The sequence below is a fragment of the Streptomyces sp. NPDC036764 genome (assembly GCF_055609385.1).
In genome coordinates, this window is record NZ_JBVJPT010000011.1 from 179,512 (window position 1) to 202,737 (window position 23,226).

Sequence of the window (23,226 nt, forward strand, 5' to 3'; positions counted from 1 at the left end):
CTCCTCACCCTCCCCGGCCGCAACGGCCCCCGCTTGTCTTTGTCATGACCCTTGCCGCTGAGTCATCGGATCTCTAGCGTCAGGGGTCATGTCGTATGAGCCGCACGGGATCACCCGAAGAACCACCCTGAAGGCAGTGGCAGCGGTTGGAGGGGCCGGAGGGCTCGCTCTGGGATCGGGGGCCGGGGAGGCCGGCGCCGCCGATTCCTCCGATGTGTCGAGGGCGCCGTCCGTGCTCTGGTACGCCGCCCCGGCCGCCGACTGGGAGCGCGAGGCGTTACCCATAGGCAACGGTGCACTCGGTGCCATGGTGTTCGGCACCCTCGCCTCCGAACGCCTCCAGTTCAACGAGAAGACCCTGTGGACCGGCGGCCCCGGCTCCGCCCAGGGCTACGACCACGGCAACTGGCGCGAGCCCCGCTCCACCGCGATCACCGCCGTGCAGGACGACCTCGACACGCGGACCACCCTCGACCCCGAGTCCGTCGCCGACCGCCTCGGCCAGCCGCGGATCGGCTACGGCGCCCATCAGACCTTCGGTGACCTCCACCTGGACCTGCCGGACGCACCGACCACGCCCCCGCAGGACTACCGCCGTGAACTCGACCTCGACAACGCGGTCGCCTCCGTCGCCTACACCCACCAAGGCGTGCGCCACCAAAGGGACTTCTTCGCTTCACACCCCGACGGCGTGATCGTGGGACGGCTCAGCGCCGACCGGCCGGGCAGCGTCACCTTCACCCTGCGCCACACCTCGCCCCGCGCCGACTTCACCGCCACCGCCGCCCACGGGACCCTGACGGTGCGGGGCGCCCTCGCCGACAACGGGCTGCGCTTCGAGGCGCAGGTCCGGGTGCGGGCCGAGGGCGGCACCGTGACCTCCGGGGTCGACGGCACCCTCACCGTGACCGGGGCCGACAGCGCCTGGTTCGTGCTGGCCGCCGGCACGGACTACGCCGACACCTACCCCGACTACCGCGGCCCCGACCCGCACGCAGCCGTCAGCCGTGCCGTGCGGCGCGCGGGCAGGGACTACGAGAGCCTGCTCGACCGGCATGTCCGCGACCACCGGTCCCTCTTCGGCCGAGTCGGCCTCGACATCGGCCAGTCGCTCCCCGGCGACATGCCCACGGACCGACTGCTGTCCTCGTACACCGGCGGTGGGAGCGCGGCGGACCGTGCCCTGGAAGCCCTCTACTTCCAGTACGGCCGCTACCTGCTCATCGCCTCCTCACGCCCCGGATCCCTGCCCGCCAACCTCCAGGGCATCTGGAACAACAGCACCACACCCCCGTGGTCGGCCGACTACCACGTCAACATCAACCTCCAGATGAACTACTGGCCCGCCGAGGCCGCGAACCTCGCCGAGACGACGGCGCCCTACGACCGCTTCGTCGAAGCCCTGCTCGCACCCGGACGCCGTACCGCACAGGAGATGTTCGGCTCGCGCGGCTGGGTAGTGCACAACGAGACCAACCCGTACGGCTTCACCGGCGTGCACGACTGGGCGACCGCGTTCTGGTTCCCCGAGGCCGCCGCCTGGCTAACCCAGCAGCTCTACGAGCACTACAGATTCGGCGGCTCCACCGACTACCTGCGCACCACCGCCTACCCGGTGATGAAGGAGGCCACCGAGTTCTGGCTCGACAACCTGCGCACCGACCCGCGCGACGGAACCCTCGTCGTCACCCCCAGCTACTCGCCCGAGCACGGTGACTTCACGGCCGGCGCAGCCATGTCGCAGCAGATCGTCCACGACCTTTTCACCAGCACCCTCGAAGCCGCCCGCACCCTGGGCGACGCGCCCGGCTTCCGGCGCCGTGTCGAGGACGTGCTGAACCGGCTCGACCCCGGCCTGCGCGTCGGCTCCTGGGGTCAACTCCAGGAGTGGAAGGAGGACTTGGACGACCCCGCCGACACCCATCGGCATGTCTCGCACCTGTTCGCCCTCCACCCCGGCCGTCAGATCGAACCCGGCAGCGAGTGGGCGCGGGCCGCCGAGGTCTCCCTGACCGCACGCGGGGACGGCGGCACCGGCTGGTCCAAGGCCTGGAAGATCAACTTCTGGGCGCGGCTGCGCGACGGCGACCACGCCCACACGATGCTCAGCGAACAACTCAAGTCCTCGACCCTGCCCAACCTCTGGGACACCCACCCGCCGTTCCAGATCGACGGCAACTTCGGCGCCACCTCCGGCGTCGTGGAGATGCTGCTCCAGAGCCAGCACGACATCATCGAGGTGCTCCCCGCCCTGCCCGCCGCCTGGCCGACCGGCTCGGTGCACGGCCTGCGCGCCCGCGGCGGCGCCACCCTCGACATCGAGTGGACGGACGGCCGGGCGACCCGCATCGCCCTGACCGCGTCACGAACCCGCGAACTCACCGTCCGGAGCGACCTGTTCGAGGCCGGCCGGCACTCTTTCAGAGCGGTGGCCGGCCGGCGCTACACCTGGGAGCGGGAGGACTGATCCGTACTGCGGGCGGATCTGTACGCAGGGCGGATCCGGCCGCAGGCAGATCCCGCTAGGAACCCGAAGCCACGACGTTCACGTCCTCCGCCCGCACGAACGCCACCCGGTGACCGAACTGGATCTCGTAGTACAGGTCCTTGCCGACCACGACCCCGTGCGAGGCCTGGTCGAAGTCGACCGCGTAGAAGTACTCGCCCGGCACCTTGCCGCCCACCGCGTACCGCTGGCCGGCCGGCAAGGTGTACGGCAGCGGTGACACCGACTGCGCGGGCACGTCCGCCGGATAGGCGGAGGACTCGGGATAGGCACGCCCGTACACCGGGACGCTCGTCAGGCCGTCCTTCGGCGTCACCACCTCACCGGCGGCGTTCACCGCGGCCGGACTCTCCTTCGTGTTCTTGAACCACGCCTTCTGCCCCAGGTACCAGATCGCCGTCCAGTCGCCGTCCTGGCCGGCGACCGCGTACTGCTGCCCGGTCGAGACCCGCGAGGACAGGTCGTTGACGCCGGTGGTCGGATTCGAGCCCAGTCCGATGTCCTTGATCAGGGGGTACGTCTCACCGGGCCCGGAGTACAGCCGCACCGCGCTCGAACCGTGGTCCGCGCAGGGCTGACCGGCGGTGACGCAGCCCGTGTACTCGGGCCGGTTGGTCGCGTAGTCGGGGCGGATCGTCACCAGACCGCCGTTCGGCCCGGCGCTGGGCTCGATGGGACGGCCGAGCAGCTCGAAGTAGTGCCGCCAGTCCCAGTACGGGCCCGGGTCGGTGTGCATGCCCCTGACGTTCGACGCGGTCGGGCCGGGAACTGTGTCGTGGCCGAGGATGTGCTGCCGGTCCAGCGGGATGTCGTACTGCTTCGCGAGGTGGGCCACCAGGCGGGCCGAGGACCGGTACATCGCCTCCGTGTACCAGGCGTCCGGTCGCGCCAGGAACCCCTCGTGCTCCAGGCCGATCGACTTGGCGTTGACGTACCAGTTACCCGCGTGCCAGGCCACATCCTTTGCCTTTACATGCTGGGCGATATGGCCGTCCGTGGAGCGCAGCGTGTATTGCCACGACACATAGGTGGGGTCCTGCACCATGGTGAGGACACCCTCCCAGGCGCCCTCCGTGTCGTGGATGACGATGTAGTCGATGTCCTGCGACCCCGGACGATCACCCAGGTCGTGGTTGCCGTAGTCACCGTCCCCGAACTCCTCGTACGGCGCCGGCACCCATTCGCAGGACACCGTGGGCGGGCACTCGGTCTCCTCGGCCCTGAGCGTGCGCAGTCCCGCCCGCTGGAGCTGCCCGGTGTCGGGGGACAGGCCCGGTTGCGCGGCCAACGCCACTAGCTGGCCCGCGTCCGTCTCGCGCTCCTGGCCGGTGCGCAGCACGGCGTAGACGTCGTTGGCGTAGGCCGCCGCCGTCGCCGTGTCGTCGGCTCCGGAGAAGCGGGCCACCGCGCCGTACCAGAGGGCCGGATCCGAGCTCAGCGGTTCGCCGAGCTGTTTCTGCGCGGCGGCGAGCAGCGCGGCGCCGCCGGCCACGTTGGCGGCCGGGTCCGTGCGCAGCCGCTCCCGGCTCAGCCCGGTCAGCTCGGCCGCCTTGGGCAGCGTCCTGAGGCGGGCCGGGATCTCGGAGTTCTTCGGCGGCTGCGCCTGCGGGGCCAGAGCCTTGCGGGCGCCGTCGCCGCGTGCGTCCTCCGAGCCGTTCGCGTGGTGGGACGGGGACTCGGCGAGCGCGGTCAGGGTGTCGGTGAGGTGCATCGGGCCGTACCCGCCGGTCACACTGGGCGCTCCGGCGTGCGTGTCCCAACGGGACTGGAGGTAGGAGACGCCGAGCAGGACGCTCTGGGGCACGTGGTAGCGGGCGGCGGCGGAGGTGAAGGCCGACTGAAGGCCGTGCTCCGAACCGCGGGCATCGGACGGGGCCGCGCCGATCAGGGGGAACAGCAGTGTCGCGGCGGCCAAGGCGGTGACGGATCCACGCAATGCAGCCTCCTGGGACGGTCGGGCGCGATGAGCCGTGCGGGGCCGGGCGTGGGTCTGTGGTACCGGCTGTCCGACGATCCGTCAATCATGCCAAGAGCTGCGTGAATTCCCTTGTCAAGCGGGATTCCCGGGAGTTTCGTGCCGACGGCCTCCTGGCCTGCGGGGCGTCAGTGGCATACCCCAATGACCGGGCACGGGCACGCCAAGGGGCTGCGCAGATCTCCACGGGCCGGGCACACGAAAGCCCGCGGTACGCCTGTCTCCAGAGCGCACCGCGGACCACCGTCCCCGTCAGCGAGTGCCGACCGCCGCACGTACGGCCCGACGGGCCAACTGGCAGTCGTCGTGCAGCCGCCGTAGCAGCAGCCGCTGTTCCTCGCCGGACGGCGCAGCACCCGGGTGGGCCACTCCCGATGCCGCCGGGGTCGCGTCGTGCATCGAACGCTGCACGGCCGTCTCATACGTACGGATCTCGCGGGTCAGTACGAGCATCAGGTTCACCAGGAACGCGTCCCGGGAAGCCGGACCCGCCGACTGCGCGATCTGGCTGATCTGCCGCCGGGCCACCGGTGCGTCCCCGAGCACCGCCCACAGCGTCGCCAGGTCGTAGCCCGGCAGATACCAGCCCGCGTGCTCCCAGTCCACCAGCACTGGACCGGCCGGTGAGAGCAGGATGTTCGACAGCAGCGCGTCGCCGTGGGAGAACTGGCCCATGCCGTGCCGGCCCGCGGTCGCCGCGATGCCGTGCAGCAGCTTCTGGAGGTCACCCATGTCCCGGTCGGTGAGCAACCCCAGCTCGTGGAACCGGGAGATCCGGGCCGCGTAGTCAAGCGGCGCGTCGAAGGTGCCCGCCGGCGGCCGCCAGGCGTTGAGCCGGCAGATCGCGCCGAGTGCCGCCTTGATGTCCGCACGCGGCGGCACCTCTATCGGGTGCCGCTGAAGTGCCGCCACCCGGCCGGGCATCCGCTCGATCACGAGCGTGCAGTTGTCCGGATCCGCCGCGATCAGTCTCGGCACACGCACGGGGGGCCGGTGCCGGACGAACGAGCGGTATGCCGCTATTTCGTGCCGGATCCGCTCGGCCCAGGCCGGCGATTGGTCCAGTAAACACTTGGCGACGGCCGTGCTGCGCCCGGTCGTGCCGACCAGGAGGACGGACCGCCCGCTGCGGCGCAGCACCTGGACCGGCGCGAACTCCGGGCAGATCCGGTGCACCGACGCGATGGCCGTACGCAACTGGGCGCCCTGGGGGCCGGACAAGTCGAGTCTCCCGCTGAGCGGTTGGGTGCCGAGCCCCGCGGCGCGCAGCGGCCGGCCCGCGCCGAGCACGGGGGCGGCCGCCGGCCGCGCGGGGGCGAGGTAGGGGCCGCCACCCGCCGGGCGGGCACGCAGCGACCGGGGCGGGGCGGACACGGAGGACGATGCTGCGTACATGGGAGAAACAGATCCCTTCGTGTGCCTGCGACGACATTGCGCTACCCGGCCCGGCCCCTCGGGTGCACCCTGGGGAGTGCGGCCCGTTGTTCAAAAGGCGACCGGGTCGGGGTGGCGCGTTCCTACCTGACACCCGTTGCCCAGTGGCACACCATCTGGCGCACCCTGGCGAACCCTGGCGAATAGTCCCGAGGCAACTCTCACCGGGCTACTGTCAACTCAGCCGAGAACCTGGGGGCTTGACGTGAGCGGAGAACCCAACACCCGCCTGGCGGACCTGTTCGGCCTGGCCGGCTGGTCCAAGGGCGAGCTCGCGAGGCTGGTCAACCGGCAGGCGGCGGCCATGGGCCACCCGCAACTGGCGACCGACACCTCGCGGGTGCGGCGGTGGATCGACATGGGAGAGATCCCGCGCGATCCGGTGCCGCGGGTGCTGGCAGCTCTGTTCACCGAGCGTCTCGGCCGTGTCGTGACCATCGAGGACCTCGGTCTGGTCCGGCACGGGCGTACAGGGAAACGGCAGGACGCCGGGAATGTGGAGCATCCCGACGGTGTGCCGTGGGCGCCCGAACGGACCGCCGCGGTCCTCACCGAATTCACGGGAATGGACCTCATGCTCAACCGACGCGGCTTGGTGGGCGCGGGTGCCGCGCTCGCCGCGGGATCCGCACTCAGCAGCGCCATGCACGACTGGCTGCACTCCGACCCGGCTCTCAAGGCCGACGCCCCCCAGTTCGACGACCCCCTGCACGCCGACCCCGCCGGGTTCGACCGCTATGAGGCCGCCCCCATCGGGTCGCAGGAGATCGAGGAACTGGAGCGCTCGGTGGAGGTGTTCCGGGCCTGGGACGCGGCCCGCGGCGGCGGGTTGCAACGCAAGGCAGTCGTGGGCCAGCTCAACGAGGTGGGCGGCATGCTCGCCTACCGACACCCCGATCATCTCCAGCGGCGCCTGTGGGGCGTCGCCGCCAACCTAGCCGTCCTCGCGGGCTGGATGTCGCATGACGTCGGCCTGGAGCCCACGGCGCAGAAGTACTTCGTCATCGCCGCCCATGCGGCCCGGGAGGGCGGCGACCGGCCCCGCGCCGGGGAGGCGCTCTCCCGAGCGGCTCGCCAGATGGTGCACCTCGGCCGGCCCGACGACGCACTCGACCTCATGAAACTCGCCCAGTCCGGCTCCGGCGGCGAGGTGCTGCCGCGCACCAGGGCCATGTTCCACACCATCGAGGCCTGGGCGCAGGCGTCGATGGGCAAGGGCCAGGCCATGCGCCGCACCCTCGGACAGGCGGAGGACCTCTTCGTCTCCGACCGGAGCGACGTGCCGCCGCCGAGCTGGATGCAGACCTTCAAGGACGAGGATCTGTACGGCATGCAGGCCCTGGCCTACCGCACGCTGGCCGAGTACGAGCCGGGTGCGGCCGTGCACGCCCAGCACTTCGCGGAGAAGGCCCTGGCCCTGCGCGTCGACGGCCGGGAGCGTTCGAAGATCTTCGACCATCTGTCCATGGCGTCCGCCTGCTTCATCGCGGACGACCCCGAACAGGCCGACCGCTACGCACGGCTGGCCCTGATGTCGATGGGATCGAACTCCTCCGGCCGTACCTGGGACCGGCTGCGGCAGATGTACCGGCTCACCGCCGAGTACTCCAGCTACCCGAGGATCCACGAACTGCGGGAGGAGATCCGGTTGGCGTTGCCCAAGGCCAAGAGGACGGGCGGCGACAGCGCACGGGCATGACAGCGCACGGTCATAGGGGGACTGTGCTGCTGACCGCAACGCCAAGGCTCCGGGGCAGCACCCTTCGGAGCGTCACCTTCTAGTAGGTCACCCTGGCCACGAGCACGCAGGCGTCGTCCTCGCGCTCACTCTCACCGAACTCGTCGGCGATCAGCCGTACGCAGTCCTGTGCCGTGCCCGCCTCGCCGAGTCGGGGGGCCAGGTCGAGGAGGAGGTTCACGGAGTCCGCCGCGCTGTGCCCCGGTACCAGTCCGTCGGTGTGCAGCATCAGGAGGTCGCCCACTTCGAGCGTCTCCTCGGCCTGCGCGTAGACGGCACCGGAGGTGGCGCCCAGCAGGACGCCGTCCGGCGCGTTCAGCCTGCGCCCTGTCCCGTCGCGGAACAGCAACGGGGCGGGGTGTCCGGCTTGCGCCCAGGTCAGGGTGCGGGTGTCGGGGCGGTAGCGGCAGCAGACGGCGCTGCCGAGGGCGGGCTGGACGGTTGCGTCGAGTAACTGGTTGAGCCAGGACATCAGTTGGCCCGGCTGGGTGCCGGCCATCGCCATGCCGCGCACGGCGCCCAGCAGGGCCGCCATGCCGGAAGCCACGGCGACGCCATGGCCGGTGAGGTCGCCGACGCTCAACAACGTTTCGCCATCGGCCAGTTCGAGTGCGTCGTACCAGTCGCCGCCGATCATCGCGGCCGTCGAGGACCGAAGGCATCGAGCCGCGAGGTCCAGTGTCTCCGGGCCCTGGTGCGGGAGCCGCAGGGAGCCACGCCACGGCGGCAGCACGGCCTCCTGCAACTCGACCGCCAGCCGGTGCTCGGTGTGCGCCCGGTGGCGCTGGAGCGAGTCACGGGTCTCGCTCACGGCGCGTTGGTTTCGGCGCAGTTCGCTGACGTCCCGCAGCACGGCCCACATCGAGGAGGTGCTGCCGTCAGAGTCGAGCACGGGCTCGCCCATCATGTGCACGGTCCGGGCCTCGCCGTCCGGCCGTACGATCCGGAACTCCCCGTCGATGGGCTTGGCGTCGACCAGGCAGTCGGTGACCATCGCCGTGAGACTGCGCCGGTCCTCGTCGAGTACGACGGACGGCAGCTCGTCGAGGGTGAGCGGTGCGGTGGCGGGGTCGCGGCCCAGGATCTGGTAGAGATCGCCTGACCAACTGGCCTCGTCCGTAAGTAAGTTCCACTCCGCGCTGCCGACCCGGCTGAGCAGCGAGTCGGGCCGGGGTGGGGGCGGCGTGGCCGAGGGGGCCGGGCCGTCGCGCAGTTGCCCGAGGTGTTCGTCGAGGTCGTCGAGCTGGTGCAGCGCGAGGTCGTACAGCGCCCGTTGCCAGCGCTCCTGCGGGTCCGATGCCTCGCTCTGCGTGTCCCGCCGGATGGCGTCGACGTCGCCCTTGAGCCGCCGTGCCTGCGATATGAGCGCATCGACCGAGCCGCGACCTGGCGGCTGAGCGGCGGGGCGGTCCGCAGAGAGATGGGGTGGCATGACGCACTCCGATGCGGGGACGGTACGACCAAGGCTGACGGAGGGACCGTTACGACTGTGGCACAGCCCGCGACGCCCTGTAAGGGATTTGGCAACACCCGATTCGGTGGTGCGCCTGGCATATGCCAGAGTCTTCCCGGAGGGGCCGTGCGGTACGAACGGCGTACGTCACTCGAGGGTCCAAGTCGTAGGCGGCGTACGGGTTTTGATGGTCTGTCGAGACGATCGTACGGCCCTCACGCGAATGTTCGACGGTCGCGTGTTCTAGGGGTGGAGCGGGGGTCCCGGTGTGACGGTCGGCTCCCTGCGTCGGGAGTGACGCAGCTCACAAAATTGGCGTGCTCTTGGGTGTACTGCGAAGGGCCTCTGCGGAGTCGTAAAAGCACAGCGGCAAAACCGTCCGACCGCCGACCGCAGGGGAGACCGCCCATGGACATCGCCCTCGAGCAGCCCGCCCGCGCCCGCCTCATCACGGGCGAGGAGCGCGAGGTCCCCGTGCCCGCCACACTGCGGTACGCCTCCACGGACCCGCTCGCGGTGTACATCGACTTCCCGGGCGAGGTCTCCCTCGATGGCCAGGGCGCCACCTGGACCTTCGCGCGCGGTCTGCTGGAGGCGGGGCTGCGCGGCCCGGCGGGGGACGGGGACGTGCATGTCTGGCCGTGCGGCGAGGATCGGACGGTCGTCGAACTGCACTCGCCGTACGGCATGGCGCTGCTCCAGTTCGACACCGGCGCCCTGCAGCGCTTCCTGCTGCGGACCTACGCGGTGGTCGCGGCCGGCGAGGAGGATCTGGAGGCGGTCGTGGAGCGGGGTCTGAGCGCGCTCTTCGACGAGGTGTGAGGCGAGCGGCGAGGTGCGGTGCGAGGAGGCCGGCGAGTCGCGGCCGGCCTCCTCGGCGCGTCCGCGTCAGTAGCGCAGCACCCCGGCGATACCGCTGGTCTCGCTGAGCGTGCCGTCCGGTACGAAACGGACCTCGGCGCCGGTCTCCAGGCACTGCTCGACGATCTCGTCCACGATGTCCTCACGGGCGTCGAGATCGCCGCTCGCGGCCGGGATCAGATGGTCGCCGCCCTCGCCGCGCACGGTGACCCGGTAGTTCTCCTCGACGGCCAGCAGGCGTATGCGTCCCTCGCGGGCGCTGCGCCAGACCTCGTCGACGCCGGCCGCGAACGCCTTGCGGCCCTGGGCGGTTTCGAGCTCGCGCAGGACGGCACCGGCGCTCTTGCGGGCCTCGGCGGTGATCCGCGGGCGGATCGCCTGCCACACGGCATCGCGGGTAGCGTGCGCGAGCCCGCCGTGCGGGATGTGCACCGCGACCTTCATGGTGCCGCCGATCTCGTTCAGCAGGGACAGTGCCGCCTGTTCGCCGGTTACGTAGAGCGGCCGCGGATCGCGCCGCAGGATCGTGGTCATGGCCGAGTCGGCGTCCTTGAGGAAGTGGCGGGTGTCCTCGTCGCGGAACTTGCTCGGCGTGTCGCCGATCTGCTCCCTTCGTTCGGCGTCGAAGTTCTCGAAGCTCCGGGTCAGCGGGAAGCCGCCGAGGCGGGCCTCGGTGATGCGGTCGAGGCTGCCGTTCCACAGGGTGACGCGGTCGGCGGAGACCGAGAGCACCCAGTACGGGCGCTCGGCGGCCTGCGCGGAGACCAGGTTGCGGGTCAGGAAGGTGTCCGAGAGCACCACGCGCTCGGGCACCGTGCGGGCGAGCGACCACACCTGGTGCTCTCCCGGCGCGGCGAAGATCACCAGGCCGTCCTCGGCGTAGGTGAGATCGACCTCCGCGAGCGCCTGGTCGAGCTGTCGCTCGACGTCCGTACGTCGTTCGCGAGTGACGGAGGGATCGGCCTCGAGCTGTTTCTTGGCCTCGGCGACGGCATTGCGCAGCCGGACCTGGTCCTGGGCCCGATAGGGCTCTCGGCGATGCGTCGGCGTCAGCACGGACACGGCCGGATACGGGCGCGGGCGCCGCAGCTCGGTGAGGGTCGTGGGACTGAGTGCGTGCTCCATAACAGCACGATAGGACCGATTCACCGATCGGGCATTAGGGGCAATCCGATCACCCCGCCCGGCGTCTACCGCCTGTCCTCCTCCAGCCCGCAGGAACTGCCGTCGGCGGGCAGCGTGCCGTACAGCAGGAAGGCGTCGACCTTGGCGTGCACGCACTTGGACGAGGCGTAACCGGTGTGTCCGCCGCCCTTGTTGTCGAGGACCACGGCCGGCGAGCCCAGGCGCCTCGCGGTCTCCACGGTCCAGCGATACGGCGTCGCGGGGTCGCCGCGGGTGCCCACGAGGAGCATCTTCGCCGTGTCCAGGTCCTTCACGTCGTCGCGGATGAAGTCCGTGCCCTTCGGGCGGCCGTAACACATCAGCACCCCGCTGAGCCGGTACGGGCCGAAGACGGGCGACGCCCGGTAGTACTCGGCGCGCAGCCGGTCGAGGTTGTCGACGATCTGCCGGCCGGTGGGCCGGTCCGGGTCGTCCGCGCAGTTGATCGCCATCAGCGCCGCGGGCATGTTGTCGAGGGGGATCTCCTCCTCGTCCACCAGGCCGCCGTCGGGATCGTCGGTCTCCTCGCGCCGGACGGGCGCGGCTCCGCCGGCCGCGAACGTCTCGATGGCGTGCGTGTCGCCGTCCTCGACCAGCGCGGCCAGGGCCCGCTCCAGGGAGGGCCACAACTCCTCGCTGTAGAGCGCCTGTCCGAGGGCGCCGACCAGGTCCTGCCCGGTGAACGGCTCACCGAAGGCCGACGGCACCGGATCCGCGTCCATCGACTCGACGAGGCGCACGACCTGCTTGCGGGCCTCGCGCGCGTCCTGGCCGAACGGACAGGCGATGTCCTTCACGCACCAGTTGATGAACTCGTCCAGCGCCTTCTGCTGCCCCTGCGCCCCCGCCACGCCCTGCTCGGTCAGTGGCTCGGTCAGTGTGTCCACCCCGTCGAGCACCAGCCGGCCGACCTTGTCGGGGAACTGGGCGGCGTACACCGCACCCAGGCGCGTTCCGTACGAGAAACCCAGGTAGTTGAGCTTGTCGTCACCGAGCGCCGCGCGCATCACGTCCATGTCGCGCGAGGCGTTGACCGTGCCTATGTACGGCAGCACGGGGCCGGAGTGACGGGCACACGTGTCGGCCGCCTTCTTCAACTGGGTGAGGACCGCCTGCGGATCGCGGCTGAGATCGGTGCCGTCCTCCGGCATGTCGATCTCCTCCTCGCCGTCGCCGCAACTCACCGGGGAGGACCTGCCGACGCCGCGCGGATCGAAGGTCACGACGTCGTAGTTGTCGGTCAGCTCCATGAACTCCTTGCCGCCGGTGGCGAACTCGGGGATGCCGGGGCCGCCCGGCCCACCGAAGTTCAGCAGCACCGAGCCCCGCTTGTCGCCCGTGGCCCGATAGCGGGCGAGCGCCAGATCCAGCGTTCCCTTCCGGGGGTGGGCGTAGTCGAGCGGGACGGTGATCTTGCCGCACTGAAGATCCTTGGGCAGCCCTTCGCCCGGGCACTTCGACCAGGTGACCTTCTGCCCGTAGAAGCGGGCCAGGTCGGGATCGGAGTCGGCGGTGTTCGCGGACAGGCCCGTGACGGACAGGGCGAGACCGACCGCGCAGGTGACCGTGCAGCGTCGCAGCATGGGCCGCGTTGACAGCTTGGCCAGCATGGATGCCTCCAGGACGCCCGTCGCGGACCGGGAAACGGCGTCCTCGATCACGATAAGCGGGCTCCGGAAGGCACGCCTCCCGGGATGCGGGAGCGTCCGGGCAGTCGTACCCTGCGCCCCTTGCGTTCCTATCGGGCGTTTTTGCCACTAGTTCGACAAGCGTGACACTCGATGGGGTGAAAGGCCGATAAGCCATAACTCGAATGGTTCGCCTGCGTTTTATCCGATGCGGGCGAGTGCCCGTGACCAAGTCTGGAAGGCAGGGAACCTATGAGACGGGTTACCCGAAACGGTGTGATCGCCTTCGCCTCGGCCGGGGCGATGGCTGTGACGGTGCCGGCATACGCCGATTCCGCGGCGGACGGTGCCGCGACCGACTCCCCGGGGCTGCTCGCCGGCAACACCATCCAGGTCCCGCTGCACGTCCCGGTGAATGTGTGCGGGAACACCGTGAACGTGGTGGGGCTGCTCAATCCCGCCGTCGGCAACAAGTGCACGAACGACGACGGTGGGCACAAGACCAAGGCGCCGTCGCACGGCGGAGCCTCGGCCGAAGGAAGCGGAAAGGATTCGCCCGGTGTCGTGTCCGGGAATGTCGTGGAGCTGCCGGTCCACCTCCCCGTGAACGTCAGCGGCAACAGCGTGAACGTGGTCGGCGTCGGCAACGCCGCGGTGGACAACGAGTCGGTGAACACCTCCAGCCCGCCCCACACCACCCGGCCCGCGCCGAAGCCGTCCACGCCGCCCAGGGCACATCCGCCGCGGTCGGTGCCGCCCGCGCACGTGCCGCACGCGCCCGAGGCGACCCTCGCGTACACCGGAGCGGACCACACCGCCCCCGCCGTGGCGGGCGCCGTGGCCCTCGTCCTGGGCGGGGCCGTCCTGTACCGCCGCTTCCGCCCGAGGGCGGTGCACTGACCGGCGCTGCGACGCGGTACGGCAGGCCCCACCGGGCACGCGAACGGTGGGGCCTTTGTCGTACCGGAACAGGGGGTCCTTGTGCTCGGCGGACACTCGCGGCCGTACGAACAGTTGTCCGCCGGGTCCTCCGTGAGGTGCCGCAACGGCTTGATCATGCCGTGACTCACTCCCGGCCGATCCGCGAGGATGCTGCATGCGCGGATGATCACCGCGCGTACGCACCCCCCACGGAACGGAGCGCATCCATGGCCTCTCCGGCCCCCGAAGACCTCGTCATCACCCAGGCCGGCCTCGGCGACTGGCCGGTCGTCCGCGGCTGGGCGGTCGACGAGGGCTGGAATCCGGGAGTCTCGGACAGTGCGGCCTTCTTCGCCCAGGACCCCGAGGGCTTCTTCATCGGCCGGATCGACGGTGAGCCCGTCTCGGCGATCTCCGTCGTCAACTACGGCACCGACTACGCCTTCCTGGGCTGGTACCTGGTCCGCCCCGACGCCCGTGGCCTCGGCTACGGCCTCACCACCTGGAAGACGGCGCTGGCGCACGCCGAGAACCGCACGGTGGGCCTCGACGGGGTCGTCGCCCAGCAGGACAACTACCGCCGCTCGGGCTTCGAGCTCGCCCACCGCACCTTCCGGTACACCGGCACCGCACCCGCCCCTCGGAGCACGGCTGACGTGCGGGCGGTGCGGCCGCAGGACGTCGAGGACATCGCCGCGTACGACGGCACCTGCACGCCGGCCGACCGGCCCGCCTTCCTCGCGCACTGGCTCACCGGCCCCGGACACCACGCCGTCGTGCGCCGCTCCGGCGACCGTGTCACCGGCTACGGCGTGATCCGCCCCGGCCACGACTGTCCGCGTATCGGCCCGCTCTTCGCGGACACCCCCGAGGACGCACGGGCCGTCTTCGGCGCCCTGACCGCCGAGGCGGCCGGTGGCCAGGTCGCCATCGACGTGCCGGAGACCAACCCGGCCGGCGTCGCCCTCGCCGAGGAGGCCGGCTTCGCGCCCTCCTTCGAGACGGCCCGTATGTATACGGGTCCGGTACGGCCGTACGCGCAGGAGCGCGTCTTCGGCGTCACCACGCTGGAACTCGGCTAGCGGGCTCGCCGGCCGGGTCCGCCCCGAACACCGGCGCGGGGCAACGCCCGCCGTCAGGCCGTGCGCCGGTGGAAGCGGAAGTGCAGCGCGCGGATGTCCTCCGTCAGCTCGGGGACCGGGCCCTCCACGGTCACGCCCGGCGCGACCTCCTGGATCGACAGCGTCCGTACCGGTGGGGCGGGTACGTCCAACTCGGCGAGCCATGCGCCGAGTTGCTCCGAGGAGGCGACGTACACGATGCGTCCCAGGCCCACCCAAGCGTGCGCGGCCGCGCACATCGGGCAGTGCTCACCGGAGGTGTACACCGTGGCGGCCGCGCGCTCCTCGGGCGACATGTGGGTGGCGGACCAGCGGGCCAGTTCGAACTCGGGATGCCGGGTGCGATCGCCGGAGGCCACCCGGTTGTGGTCCTCGGCGAGCACCTTTCCGTCCGGCCCCGCCAGAACAGAACCGAACGGCTCGTCCCCGGCGTCGAGGGCCTCGGCCGCGAGCTCGACGCAGCGGCGCAGATGCGGCAGTTCGGTGTCCTTCACGACCATGGCTCTCGGCCCTCCAAGCGGCGCGACTTCTCCCTGCGCAACCCATGGTCGCCCACGCGGGGCCGGAAGGATGGCCGGGGCAGGGCCGCCCGAGCCGTAAAGGCCTTGCCGCGGCGGCGGCGCGGTGCTGGAGTGGCTCCATGGATCATGCCGCGGTGCTCGCCCTGTTCGACCGGGACATGCGTGAAGGCGCGCGGCCGGACGGCCCCGACGCGCGGGTCGAGCGGGTGGGCCGTGTCGTACGCCAGGTGTCGTCCGGGCACGGCTGGAACGGCGTCGTGTGGTCCGACCTGGACGCGGCGGGCGCCGATGCTGCCATCGCCGACCAGATCGCCCACTTCTCCGGGCTGGGCCGCGAGTTCGAGTGGAAACTCTACGGTCACGACCTCCCCGTGGACCTCGGGCAGCGGCTCAGAACGGCCGGCTTCGTGTCCCAGCCCGAGGAGACCCTGATGATCGGCGAGGTCGCGGACCTGAATCTGGACGCCGAGCCGCCGGAAGGCATCCGCGTCCTGCCGGTGACCGACCGGGCCGGTGTCGACCTCGTCGCCCGGGTCCACGAGGAGGCCTTCGGCACCGACGGCTCCCGGCTCCGGCACCAACTGCTCGCCCAGCTCACGGCCGACGCGGACACCGTGGTCGCCGTCGTCGCCCTGGCCGGTGACACGCCCGTGAGCGCGGCCCGGATGGAGCTGGTGCCGGGCACGCGGTTCGCCGGGCTGTGGGGCGGCGGGACCGTCGAGGGCTGGCGGGGCCGGGGCATCTACCGCGCGCTGGTCGCCCACCGGGCCCGTGCCGCCGTGGACCGCGGTTACCGGTATCTCCAGGTCGACGCCATGAGCACCAGCCGCCCCATCCTGGAGCGGCTCGGCTTCGAGCCGCTGACGACCACGACGCCGTATGTGTACACGCCGTAGATGAACCGGCTGGAGCCAGGCACGGATGCTCTGCTTCGCCGCGCGGTCGCGGGACGCCGTTCTGGCCGAGCGCGCGCTTGTTTCACCCGCTGCTGAGGCGCGCCCGGCCGCCCCTCCGGCGCTCCTCGGCAGCCGCTTGCCCGGGCCTCGGCCGAAGCCCTCGACCGGGTCCTCAGTCGAGCCCGAACGCGTCCGCAAGTGAGTCGATCTGGGCCGTGAGCAGGGTGCCTGGGTCGTGGCCCATACCCGTGAACTGGCCGGACACCTCAAGCCCGATCGAGCCGTGCATATGGGACCAGGCGAGCACCGACCCGGCCAGCGCGACGCCCTCCGACCTGGCCGCCACCTGCCCGCGCGCCCACTCGGCGACCGCCGCGTCCCGCTCCGCCCAGGCAGTCATCTGGTCCACGACCGGCCGCACCGCGGCCGACGGCTCGGCCCCGTCGAAGGCCGGCAGGAACGGTCCCAGCACCGCCCGGGCGCTGTCGACCGTGTCCGGGGGTGCGGTGTAGCCCGGCACCGGAGTGCCCTGGATGAGCAGATAGCGGTGGGGCTGCTCGACCGCCCAGCTCCGGCATGCCGCGGACAGGGACCGCAGCCGCGTTCGCGGTGAGGTACCGGACGCAAGGGTGCCGGCCGCCGACGTGACGGCGGTCGCCAGGTCGGCGTACGCGTCGCGGATGAGCTCCGTCAGCAGCGCGTCGCGGGAGTCGAAGTAGCGGTACAGGGCGGGACCCGACAGCCCCACTTCCTTGGCGATGCGGGTGAGGGCGACGCCCTCCGTGCCGCCCTCGGCCAGTTGCCGGAGCGCGATCACCTTGATCTCCGCGCGGGTCTGCTCGCGATATCGCGCTCTCGGGGTCTGCGCACTGCTGGTCACGGCGGTTCCTCCTGGGGTCGCTACACACCTTAACGAAAGCCTGGACGTCCCACTCTTGCTACGCATCATCGAAAGAGTTACAGTCTCTAACATAAGCGAGAGTGAGTAACTGAGAGAGGTCCTCATGAACACCACCGCCGCCACCGACCGCGCCCGCTCGCTGCACGCCGTACTCGGCTCCGGCCCCGCCGGAACCGCCCTGGCCCGGGAACTCGTCCGCCGAGGGCACGCCGTGCGCCTCGTCGACCGCAAGGGCGAAGGGCCCGCGATCGACGGCGTGGAGCGGTTCGCCGCCGACGTCAGCACGGCGGACGGGGCGGCGTCGGCCGTGGCCGGTGCCGTCGTCGTCTACCACGCCGTGAACGTCGGCTATCACCTCCAGGTCGAGGCCATGCCCCGCATTCAGGAGGCGATCCTGGGGGCGGTGCAGGACTCCGGCGCACGGCTGGTCGTCCTCGACACGCTGTACCCGTACGGCGAGACCGGGGGAGCGGTGATGACCGAGGACTCCCCGTGGAACGCGACCAGCCGGAAGGGCCGGATGCGGGCCGAGCTGGACGAGAAGTACCTCGCGGCGCACCGCGAGGGCCGCGCCCGGGTCGTCCTCGCCCGCTCCGCCGACTTCGTCGGACCCGGCGTGCTCAACTCCTCCCTCGGTGGAGCCGCCTTCCCCGGCGCGCTCACCGGAGGCGAGGTGCTGGCCCTCGGCGACATCGACCTGCCGCACAGCTACACCAACATCGAGGACGTGGCCGCCGGGCTCGCCACCCTCGGTGAACGCCCTGAGGGTGACGGGCGGGTCTGGCACCTGCCGACCGCCACCGCCGTCACCACCCGTGAGATCCACCGGATGATCGAGAAGCGGGTCGGGAAGCCGCTGAACGTCATGGTGCTCCCCGAGGCCCGGCCCTTCGGCCCGTTCGACGAGGAGTTCATGGCCGAGTACGCCGAGATGTTCTACCAGCACACCGAACCCCAGATCGTGGACTCCTCCGCCTTCGAGCAGGCCTTCGACGTCACGCCCACTCCGCTCGCGGAGACGGTCGACGTCACCGTGACCTGGTACGAGGGCCTGCTCGCGGGGCGGTGACGGGGCTCACTCCGGCCCGGATGTCACATCCGGGCCCGGCCCGTTCGTCGCAAGGTCATGACGACGAACCACAGTGACGACAAGAGCGCCGGCCGGGCGATTCTCCTGGCGGGCGCCGGCGGTGTCCTCGGCCGGCACATCACCCGCGCCCTGACCGGGGCGGGCCACCAGGTCACCGGCCTCGGCCGCGGCGCACGCAACGACATCAGGGCCGACCTGATGGACCGGGACGCCCTGCTGCGCGCCGTCGACGGTCGGCACTTCGACACCGTGATCCACGCGGCGACGGTGCTGAGCAAGCCGCCCATGCGTCACCGCGACATGCACGCCACCGACGCGCTGCGCACCGACGGAACCGCTCACCTCGTCGAGGCCGCAAGAGCCACCGGCGCCCGGCGTCTCGTGGCGGAGTCGATGGTCTTCGGATACGGCTACGGCGACCATGGCGACCAGGTGGTCACCGAGGACGCCCCATTCGGCCCGCGCGGCCGCTCCCCGGAGCTGGAACGGCACATCGAGGCGATGCGTGTGAAGGAACAACTCACCCTCGAAACGCAGGGATTGGAGGGCATCGCGCTGCGCTTCGGCCTCTTCTACGGCCCCGGCGGCACCGACGCCCTCCTGCCCAGGCTGCGCAAGCGGCAACTGCCCGTCCCCGCCGACCACGGCCGGGTCCTGCCCTGGATCGAGCTCACCGACGCCGCCCGAGCGGTGGTCGCCGCCGTCGAACGGGGGCGCCCCGGCCAGGCGTACAACATCGCCGACGGGACGCCGATGGGGTTCGGGAACCATGTGCGGTGCGTGGCCGAGGAGTTCGGGCTGCCGAAGCCGATGACCGTACCTCTGTGGCTGATGCGACCCATGTCGTACGCGCACGCGATGATGTCGACGACGCTGCGGGTGTCCACGGCGAAGGCCGAGCGGGAACTCGGCTGGACCCCCGTCCATCCGACGGCGCGCGAGGGCCTGGCCGCTTTGCGGGCCGCAGGGCGGGCGGCGTGAAGCGGGACGCCGCGGCAGTCGCCTGACGCGGGGTGCCGCGCGGCTCGGGTGACCCGGGCGCGGTGGAATCCCGTGTCGCCGGCGCGGCGCCCGCTCGTTCTCCTCGGGTACGGCGTCAGCGGTGTGCCTTCGCCCGGTCCAGTGCGGCGACGCCCAGCGCGGCGAGACCGATCTGTATGAGCCACTCGATCCAGTCGACACCGTCGGTGTCGGCCACGTCGAGGCCGGCCGCGAGCGCCGACCCGAGCAGCGCGGCCACGATGCCGACGAGGATCGTCCACAGAACACCGATGCGCTGACGACCCGGAATGACAAGTCGGCCGAGCACACCGATGACGATGCCGATCACGATGGCACTGATGATGCCCGAGATATCCATTTCGCCCCTCTTCCTCCTGTCCCCGCAGTGATGCGAGTTCCCCGTGGAGAGAGGGACAGTCCGTTCCGCTTCAGTCCGCGGTCCGGATCTGACTGGTCGACACCGCGGGCACGTCCGCGACCCACCCGGTCGCGGCCACCACCTCCGCGGCGATGTCGATCACCGCGCGGCCGTCGGTCACCACGCGCAGCACGTCCGCGGGCGCCTGCTCGTCCAGCAGTTGGGCCTTGCGACGGCTGCCGCGCACCTCGTGTTCCAGCTCGGAGCCCAGCTCACGCCCGGTCAGCCGCCGTTCGGCCGTCTCGTCGGTCGCGGTCAGCAGGACCCGCACGAGCCGTACGTCGCTCCCCATGGCGCGGCGGAACATGGGTGCGGCCATCTCGAGCACGCTCGCGGTGTTCGTGTAGACGAGACGCCGGTGTCCGAGCTCGGCGTAGTTCGCCCACACGGCGGCCAGATTCCGTGCCGTGATGCCGGCCCGGTGCGCGTCACCCGGCGGCGCCGGATGGACGGCACCCATGAAGTCGCCGTCGATCACCGCGTGCGCGACCCGCGCGGCGCGCAGCCTGGCCGAGACCTCCCAGCCGACCGTGGTCTTCCCGACCCCGGCCCGTCCCCCGATCAGCAGCACCTCGGCACGATCCATGTCGGCAGCGTGCCCGGGTGCGGGCATGCTTGGCGAGTGGTTTTGTGGGCTGATGATCGACTGATCGGCGGAGGCGCGAATGGTGGAGCGGGTGCTCGGCGGCGGAGCCGTCAACGAGGTCGTGCGGGTCGGGACCACGGTGCGGCGGTTGCCGCACGAACGGTCCGGCTATGTGCGGGAGTTGCTCGCGCTCTTCGAGTCTCGTGAGTGGGAAGGTGCCCCGCGCTACATCGGGACGGACGAGCAGGGTCGGGAGGTGTTCGGCTACCTGGAGGGAAGAGCGGCCGTCACTCCCGTGGAGCGCGCCGCAGCGTGCACGGACGCCGCGCTCGTGCGGGTGGCCCGACTCGTCCGCGCCGTCCACGACATGACGCACGGAACCGCGTCGGCCGGCGACCGGGACGTCGTGTGCCACAACGACCTCGCCCCGAAGAACACGGTCTACGCGGTCGAGGGCGCCCAATGGTGGCCGACCGCGCTCGTCGACTGGGACCTCGCCGCACCCGGTGAGCGCGTGCACGACCTCGCGCACCTGTGCTGGCAGTACCTGGATCTGGGGCCTGGCGTCACCGATGTGACCGAGGCGGCCCGGCGGATCGCCCTCGTCCGTGAGGCGTACGGGCCGTGCGACGGCGGCGACGAACTCGTGGACACGATCCTTTGGTGGCAGGACCGCTGTTGGCGGGGCATCGAGGCGGGCGCGGAGCGTGGTGAGCCGGCCATGGTGGGGCTGCGGGAAAGCGGAGCCGTGGTCGAGGTGCGCGACGCCTATGCGTGGACCGCCGAACACCGGCGTGAGCTGGAGGCGTTGCTGCCCTGACGCCGGGCAGGCCGACCGGGATCGTCAGGCTTCGTCGGCCCAGGACGCCAGCCTTCCGTCCGGGTGGAGGGCGACGTGCAGCCCGTTGTTATCGCCGTATGCGGCGCGGCCGTCGGCGACGAGCGTGTCGAGCCGCTTGCCGTCAGCAAAGACGTCGGCCTCGTAGTGGTCGGCCGCGAGCCGGTAGATCTTGGCCGTCGTCGACCCGTCCGCCAGCGTCGACGTACCGATCAGGACGCGCTCGGCAGCCGACGCGGGCTCGGTCCGCTCGACCCAGGACGAGACCCGGCCGTCGGGGCGGAGCGTGATGTGGAGCCCGTTGTGCTGGGCGTGGGTCGGCATGCCCTGGGTGTAGAGGGTTCCGTACTTCCCTTCCTTGGCCCAGATCTCCGCCTCGTAGCGGTGGTCGCCGGTCTTGTAGACCTTCGCCCGGCTGACCTTGTCCGCGAGCTTCACCGTCTTCACGTACACGCGCTTGGCCTTGGCGTGCCGGGCCGCCGACGGGACGTTCGCGGTGGCGTGCGAGGGGGCGGCGAAGGCGCCGGCGGCCGAGATGCCGAGCGCGGTGGTGACGCCGGCGGCGACGAGGGCGGTGCGGAGGGTGCGGGGAGCACGCATCAGGGAGTCGTTTCCTTCGGTGGGGTTCGTGGGTTCGTTCCGACGCAGTCGAAGCTACGGACCGCCCATCAAGGGATCCCATAGGTCATGTAACAGCTCTTCGGCGCATGTGACTCAAAACAGGCAAAGCGCTTCGATTGACATGCAGGTGATTGCCTGCATAACGTTGAGTGTGCGATCAGAGAGCGACCCCACGATGGACAAGGTCTTCAAGGCGCTGGCCGACGACACGCGCAGACGGCTCCTGGACCATCTGCACGAGGACAACGGGCAGACGCTGGGGGAGCTGTGCGCGCGCATCGACATGACACGTCAGTCGGTGACCCAGCACCTCGGCGTCCTGGAGGCCGCCAATCTGGTCAGCACGGTGTGGCGGGGGCGGGAGAAGCTGCACTACCTCAATCCGGTCCCGCTCCACGAGATCCAGGAGCGGTGGATCGACAAGTTCGAGAGCCCGCGCCTGCGCGTGCTCGGGGCCGTGAAACGACGAGCCGAGGAAGCCATGACCGACAAGCCCACATTCGTCTACGTCACCTACATCGCGAGCACGCCCGAGAAGGTCTGGGACGCCCTCACCGACGCCGACCTGACCGCCGCCTACTGGGGCCACAGCAATGTCTCGGACTGGCGGACCGGTTCCCGTTGGGAGCACGTCCGCACGGACGGCTCGGGCATCGCCGACGTGGTCGGCACCGTCGTGGAGAGCGAGCGTCCGACCCGGCTGGTCACCACCTGGGCGGCGCCGGACGAGGAGGGGCAGGACGACAAGTACTCCAGGGTCACCTTCGACATCCGGCAGCACGCCGACATCGTCCGGCTCACCGTGACCCACGAGGACCTCGCGGACGAGAGCGCGCGTGCCGACGTGTCGTCCGGCTGGCCGGCGGTGCTGTCCAACCTCAAGTCGCTGCTGGAGACCGGCCATGTCCTGCCTCAGGAGCCGTGGCTGATGCCGGCGCACTGAGCGGCGGCGCCGTGGCCTGGACGCGAGGAGGCCGGTCCGCGGGTGCGGACCGGCCTTCATGTCTGCCTCTCCCGAGTGTCACTACGGCCTGGGAGCGCTCCTCGACGCCGTACCGGCGCACATCAGCCCCAGGAGTACGGCCAGCGCGCCGATGATGATGTTGTTCACGACGACACCGGCGTCCGGGCTGTCCCCGACCACCCACGGCGCGATGACCATCCAGACGCCGATCGCGCAGAAGGCCCAGCTCAGGCCGTACATGCGTTCCGGAGCCCGGGTGAACCCGAGGCCCAGCAGGCCGATCGCGATCCCCACGATCAGGTTGTGGGTCACGAGTGCGGGCTGGCTCGTCGTGTAGTGGAGTATCCAGGGGGATACGGCGCAGTACAGACCGAGCAGGAACACCGGTCCGTCCAAGAGCGTCACATCACGACCGCCGAGCATGCGGGCGTAGCGCTCCCGCATCTCGGATACATCGGGGTGGCTGGATATGTCACCTCTGGTGGGCGAGACGTTGGCCATGACTCGTCTCCTTTGACTCGCAGGCCTGACCGCTGCTGATGCGGTGTGCGGTAAGCGCCGCCATCGCCCATTCTGCGCTTATTTTTT

At 70.9% G+C, this 23,226-nt stretch carries 21 protein-coding genes; 10 read left to right on the forward strand and 11 right to left on the reverse strand.

The genetic code is table 11. The features are described from left to right. Positions 1-232 precede the first annotated feature (232 nt). A complete protein-coding gene (locus ACZ69Q_RS32240; RefSeq protein ID WP_471048942.1) occupies positions 233-2,467 on the forward strand; it encodes a glycoside hydrolase family 95 protein in 2,235 nt (744 codons plus the stop codon). A 55-nt stretch (positions 2,468-2,522) separates the two neighbouring features. On the opposite strand, the gene ACZ69Q_RS32245 is transcribed toward ACZ69Q_RS32240, so the two are convergent. Both ACZ69Q_RS32245 and ACZ69Q_RS32250 read right to left on the reverse strand, forming a co-directional pair. Beyond that, positions 2,523-4,442, reverse strand: a complete 1,920-nt coding sequence (locus ACZ69Q_RS32245; protein ID WP_471048662.1) for an N-acetylmuramoyl-L-alanine amidase — start codon at positions 4,440-4,442, stop codon at positions 2,523-2,525. Between the two features lie 291 nt (positions 4,443-4,733). Then, positions 4,734-5,876 (reverse strand): aminoglycoside phosphotransferase family protein, encoded by a 1,143-nt coding sequence (locus tag ACZ69Q_RS32250; RefSeq protein WP_471048665.1) that lies wholly within the window; start codon positions 5,874-5,876, stop codon positions 4,734-4,736. Positions 5,877-6,120: 244 nt separating this feature from the next. On the opposite strand from ACZ69Q_RS32250, the gene ACZ69Q_RS32255 reads away from it, so the two are divergent. Further along, positions 6,121-7,614 (forward strand): DNA-binding protein NsdB, encoded by a 1,494-nt coding sequence (locus tag ACZ69Q_RS32255; protein WP_471048668.1) that lies wholly within the window; start codon positions 6,121-6,123, stop codon positions 7,612-7,614. Between the two features lie 79 nt (positions 7,615-7,693). Here the strand turns inward: ACZ69Q_RS32255 and ACZ69Q_RS32260 are convergent, their stop codons facing one another. Further along, the gene (locus tag ACZ69Q_RS32260) at positions 7,694-9,085 is read right to left on the reverse strand and encodes a PP2C family protein-serine/threonine phosphatase (protein WP_471048671.1); all 1,392 of its coding nucleotides are present in this window, start codon (positions 9,083-9,085) and stop codon (positions 7,694-7,696) included. Positions 9,086-9,514: 429 nt separating this feature from the next. On the opposite strand from ACZ69Q_RS32260, the gene ACZ69Q_RS32265 reads away from it, so the two are divergent. Beyond that, complete coding sequence (locus ACZ69Q_RS32265; RefSeq protein WP_471048674.1) at positions 9,515-9,928, forward strand: SsgA family sporulation/cell division regulator; 414 nt, start codon at positions 9,515-9,517, stop codon at positions 9,926-9,928. Positions 9,929-9,994: 66 nt separating this feature from the next. Here ACZ69Q_RS32265 and ACZ69Q_RS32270 read toward each other — a convergent pair whose 3' ends face one another. Both ACZ69Q_RS32270 and ACZ69Q_RS32275 read right to left on the reverse strand, forming a co-directional pair. Next, on the reverse strand, positions 9,995-11,092 hold the full coding sequence (locus tag ACZ69Q_RS32270) for a baeRF3 domain-containing protein (protein WP_471048676.1): 1,098 nt from the start codon (positions 11,090-11,092) through the stop codon (positions 9,995-9,997). A 65-nt stretch (positions 11,093-11,157) separates the two neighbouring features. After that, positions 11,158-12,741 carry an alpha/beta hydrolase gene (locus ACZ69Q_RS32275; RefSeq protein WP_471048944.1) on the reverse strand — a complete coding sequence of 528 codons (1,584 nt, stop codon included), beginning with the start codon at positions 12,739-12,741 and terminating at the stop codon, positions 11,158-11,160. A gap of 270 nt (positions 12,742-13,011) precedes the next feature. Between ACZ69Q_RS32275 and ACZ69Q_RS32280 the strand changes: the two genes are divergently transcribed. After that, the gene (locus ACZ69Q_RS32280; RefSeq protein ID WP_471048679.1) at positions 13,012-13,659 is read left to right on the forward strand and encodes a chaplin; all 648 of its coding nucleotides are present in this window, start codon (positions 13,012-13,014) and stop codon (positions 13,657-13,659) included. Positions 13,660-13,907: 248 nt separating this feature from the next. Then, positions 13,908-14,762 (forward strand): GNAT family N-acetyltransferase, encoded by an 855-nt coding sequence (locus ACZ69Q_RS32285; protein WP_471048681.1) that lies wholly within the window; start codon positions 13,908-13,910, stop codon positions 14,760-14,762. Positions 14,763-14,815: 53 nt separating this feature from the next. Here ACZ69Q_RS32285 and ACZ69Q_RS32290 read toward each other — a convergent pair whose 3' ends face one another. Further along, complete coding sequence (locus ACZ69Q_RS32290; protein ID WP_471048684.1) at positions 14,816-15,301, reverse strand: nucleoside deaminase; 486 nt, start codon at positions 15,299-15,301, stop codon at positions 14,816-14,818. A gap of 140 nt (positions 15,302-15,441) precedes the next feature. Between ACZ69Q_RS32290 and ACZ69Q_RS32295 the strand changes: the two genes are divergently transcribed. Further along, positions 15,442-16,218 (forward strand): GNAT family N-acetyltransferase, encoded by a 777-nt coding sequence (locus ACZ69Q_RS32295; protein ID WP_471048685.1) that lies wholly within the window; start codon positions 15,442-15,444, stop codon positions 16,216-16,218. Between the two features lie 172 nt (positions 16,219-16,390). On the opposite strand, the gene ACZ69Q_RS32300 is transcribed toward ACZ69Q_RS32295, so the two are convergent. Further along, positions 16,391-17,098: a TetR/AcrR family transcriptional regulator gene (locus ACZ69Q_RS32300; RefSeq protein WP_471048687.1), complete on the reverse strand. Its 708-nt coding sequence runs from the start codon at positions 17,096-17,098 to the stop codon at positions 16,391-16,393. A gap of 124 nt (positions 17,099-17,222) precedes the next feature. Between ACZ69Q_RS32300 and ACZ69Q_RS32305 the strand changes: the two genes are divergently transcribed. Continuing rightward, complete coding sequence (locus ACZ69Q_RS32305; protein WP_471048689.1) at positions 17,223-18,188, forward strand: NAD-dependent epimerase/dehydratase family protein; 966 nt, start codon at positions 17,223-17,225, stop codon at positions 18,186-18,188. Positions 18,189-18,245: 57 nt separating this feature from the next. Then, the gene (locus ACZ69Q_RS32310; protein ID WP_471048691.1) at positions 18,246-19,190 is read left to right on the forward strand and encodes an NAD-dependent epimerase/dehydratase family protein; all 945 of its coding nucleotides are present in this window, start codon (positions 18,246-18,248) and stop codon (positions 19,188-19,190) included. Positions 19,191-19,305: 115 nt separating this feature from the next. On the opposite strand, the gene ACZ69Q_RS32315 is transcribed toward ACZ69Q_RS32310, so the two are convergent. Further along, entirely contained in the window at positions 19,306-19,569 is a 264-nt protein-coding gene (locus ACZ69Q_RS32315; RefSeq protein WP_471048692.1) for a GlsB/YeaQ/YmgE family stress response membrane protein, read from the reverse strand. A 70-nt stretch (positions 19,570-19,639) separates the two neighbouring features. Further along, positions 19,640-20,215: a nucleoside/nucleotide kinase family protein gene (locus ACZ69Q_RS32320; protein WP_471048694.1), complete on the reverse strand. Its 576-nt coding sequence runs from the start codon at positions 20,213-20,215 to the stop codon at positions 19,640-19,642. 79 nt (positions 20,216-20,294) lie between these two features. Between ACZ69Q_RS32320 and ACZ69Q_RS32325 the strand changes: the two genes are divergently transcribed. Next, the gene (locus ACZ69Q_RS32325; RefSeq protein WP_471048696.1) at positions 20,295-21,035 is read left to right on the forward strand and encodes a phosphotransferase family protein; all 741 of its coding nucleotides are present in this window, start codon (positions 20,295-20,297) and stop codon (positions 21,033-21,035) included. Between the two features lie 24 nt (positions 21,036-21,059). On the opposite strand, the gene ACZ69Q_RS32330 is transcribed toward ACZ69Q_RS32325, so the two are convergent. Beyond that, positions 21,060-21,653 (reverse strand): hypothetical protein, encoded by a 594-nt coding sequence (locus ACZ69Q_RS32330; protein ID WP_471048699.1) that lies wholly within the window; start codon positions 21,651-21,653, stop codon positions 21,060-21,062. A 196-nt stretch (positions 21,654-21,849) separates the two neighbouring features. Between ACZ69Q_RS32330 and ACZ69Q_RS32335 the strand changes: the two genes are divergently transcribed. Continuing rightward, a complete protein-coding gene (locus ACZ69Q_RS32335; protein ID WP_471048947.1) occupies positions 21,850-22,617 on the forward strand; it encodes an ArsR/SmtB family transcription factor in 768 nt (255 codons plus the stop codon). Positions 22,618-22,698: 81 nt separating this feature from the next. Here the strand turns inward: ACZ69Q_RS32335 and ACZ69Q_RS32340 are convergent, their stop codons facing one another. Then, complete coding sequence (locus ACZ69Q_RS32340) at positions 22,699-23,139, reverse strand: SPW repeat protein (protein WP_471048701.1); 441 nt, start codon at positions 23,137-23,139, stop codon at positions 22,699-22,701. Positions 23,140-23,226 lie beyond the last annotated feature (87 nt).

Bases quoted from the DNA above. Each gene is read 5' to 3' on its own strand.
- ACZ69Q_RS32315 (WP_471048692.1), bottom strand. From the start codon at position 19,569: ATGGATATCTCGGGCATCATCAGTGCCATCGTGATCGGCATCGTCATC.
- ACZ69Q_RS32290 (WP_471048684.1), bottom strand. From the start codon at position 15,301: ATGGTCGTGAAGGACACCGAACTGCCGCATCTGCGCCGCTGCGTCGAG.
- ACZ69Q_RS32305 (WP_471048689.1), top strand. From the start codon at position 17,223: ATGAACACCACCGCCGCCACCGACCGCGCCCGCTCGCTGCACGCCGTA.
- ACZ69Q_RS32270 (WP_471048676.1), bottom strand. From the start codon at position 11,092: ATGGAGCACGCACTCAGTCCCACGACCCTCACCGAGCTGCGGCGCCCG.
- ACZ69Q_RS32250 (WP_471048665.1), bottom strand. From the start codon at position 5,876: ATGTACGCAGCATCGTCCTCCGTGTCCGCCCCGCCCCGGTCGCTGCGT.
- ACZ69Q_RS32320 (WP_471048694.1), bottom strand. From the start codon at position 20,215: ATGGATCGTGCCGAGGTGCTGCTGATCGGGGGACGGGCCGGGGTCGGG.
- ACZ69Q_RS32325 (WP_471048696.1), top strand. From the start codon at position 20,295: ATGGTGGAGCGGGTGCTCGGCGGCGGAGCCGTCAACGAGGTCGTGCGG.
- ACZ69Q_RS32275 (WP_471048944.1), bottom strand. From the start codon at position 12,741: ATGCTGGCCAAGCTGTCAACGCGGCCCATGCTGCGACGCTGCACGGTC.
- ACZ69Q_RS32295 (WP_471048685.1), top strand. From the start codon at position 15,442: ATGGATCATGCCGCGGTGCTCGCCCTGTTCGACCGGGACATGCGTGAA.
- ACZ69Q_RS32335 (WP_471048947.1), top strand. From the start codon at position 21,850: ATGGACAAGGTCTTCAAGGCGCTGGCCGACGACACGCGCAGACGGCTC.
- ACZ69Q_RS32310 (WP_471048691.1), top strand. From the start codon at position 18,246: ATGACGACGAACCACAGTGACGACAAGAGCGCCGGCCGGGCGATTCTC.
- ACZ69Q_RS32285 (WP_471048681.1), top strand. From the start codon at position 13,908: ATGGCCTCTCCGGCCCCCGAAGACCTCGTCATCACCCAGGCCGGCCTC.
- ACZ69Q_RS32330 (WP_471048699.1), bottom strand. From the start codon at position 21,653: ATGCGTGCTCCCCGCACCCTCCGCACCGCCCTCGTCGCCGCCGGCGTC.
- ACZ69Q_RS32265 (WP_471048674.1), top strand. From the start codon at position 9,515: ATGGACATCGCCCTCGAGCAGCCCGCCCGCGCCCGCCTCATCACGGGC.
- ACZ69Q_RS32340 (WP_471048701.1), bottom strand. From the start codon at position 23,139: ATGGCCAACGTCTCGCCCACCAGAGGTGACATATCCAGCCACCCCGAT.
- ACZ69Q_RS32260 (WP_471048671.1), bottom strand. From the start codon at position 9,085: ATGCCACCCCATCTCTCTGCGGACCGCCCCGCCGCTCAGCCGCCAGGT.
- ACZ69Q_RS32280 (WP_471048679.1), top strand. From the start codon at position 13,012: ATGAGACGGGTTACCCGAAACGGTGTGATCGCCTTCGCCTCGGCCGGG.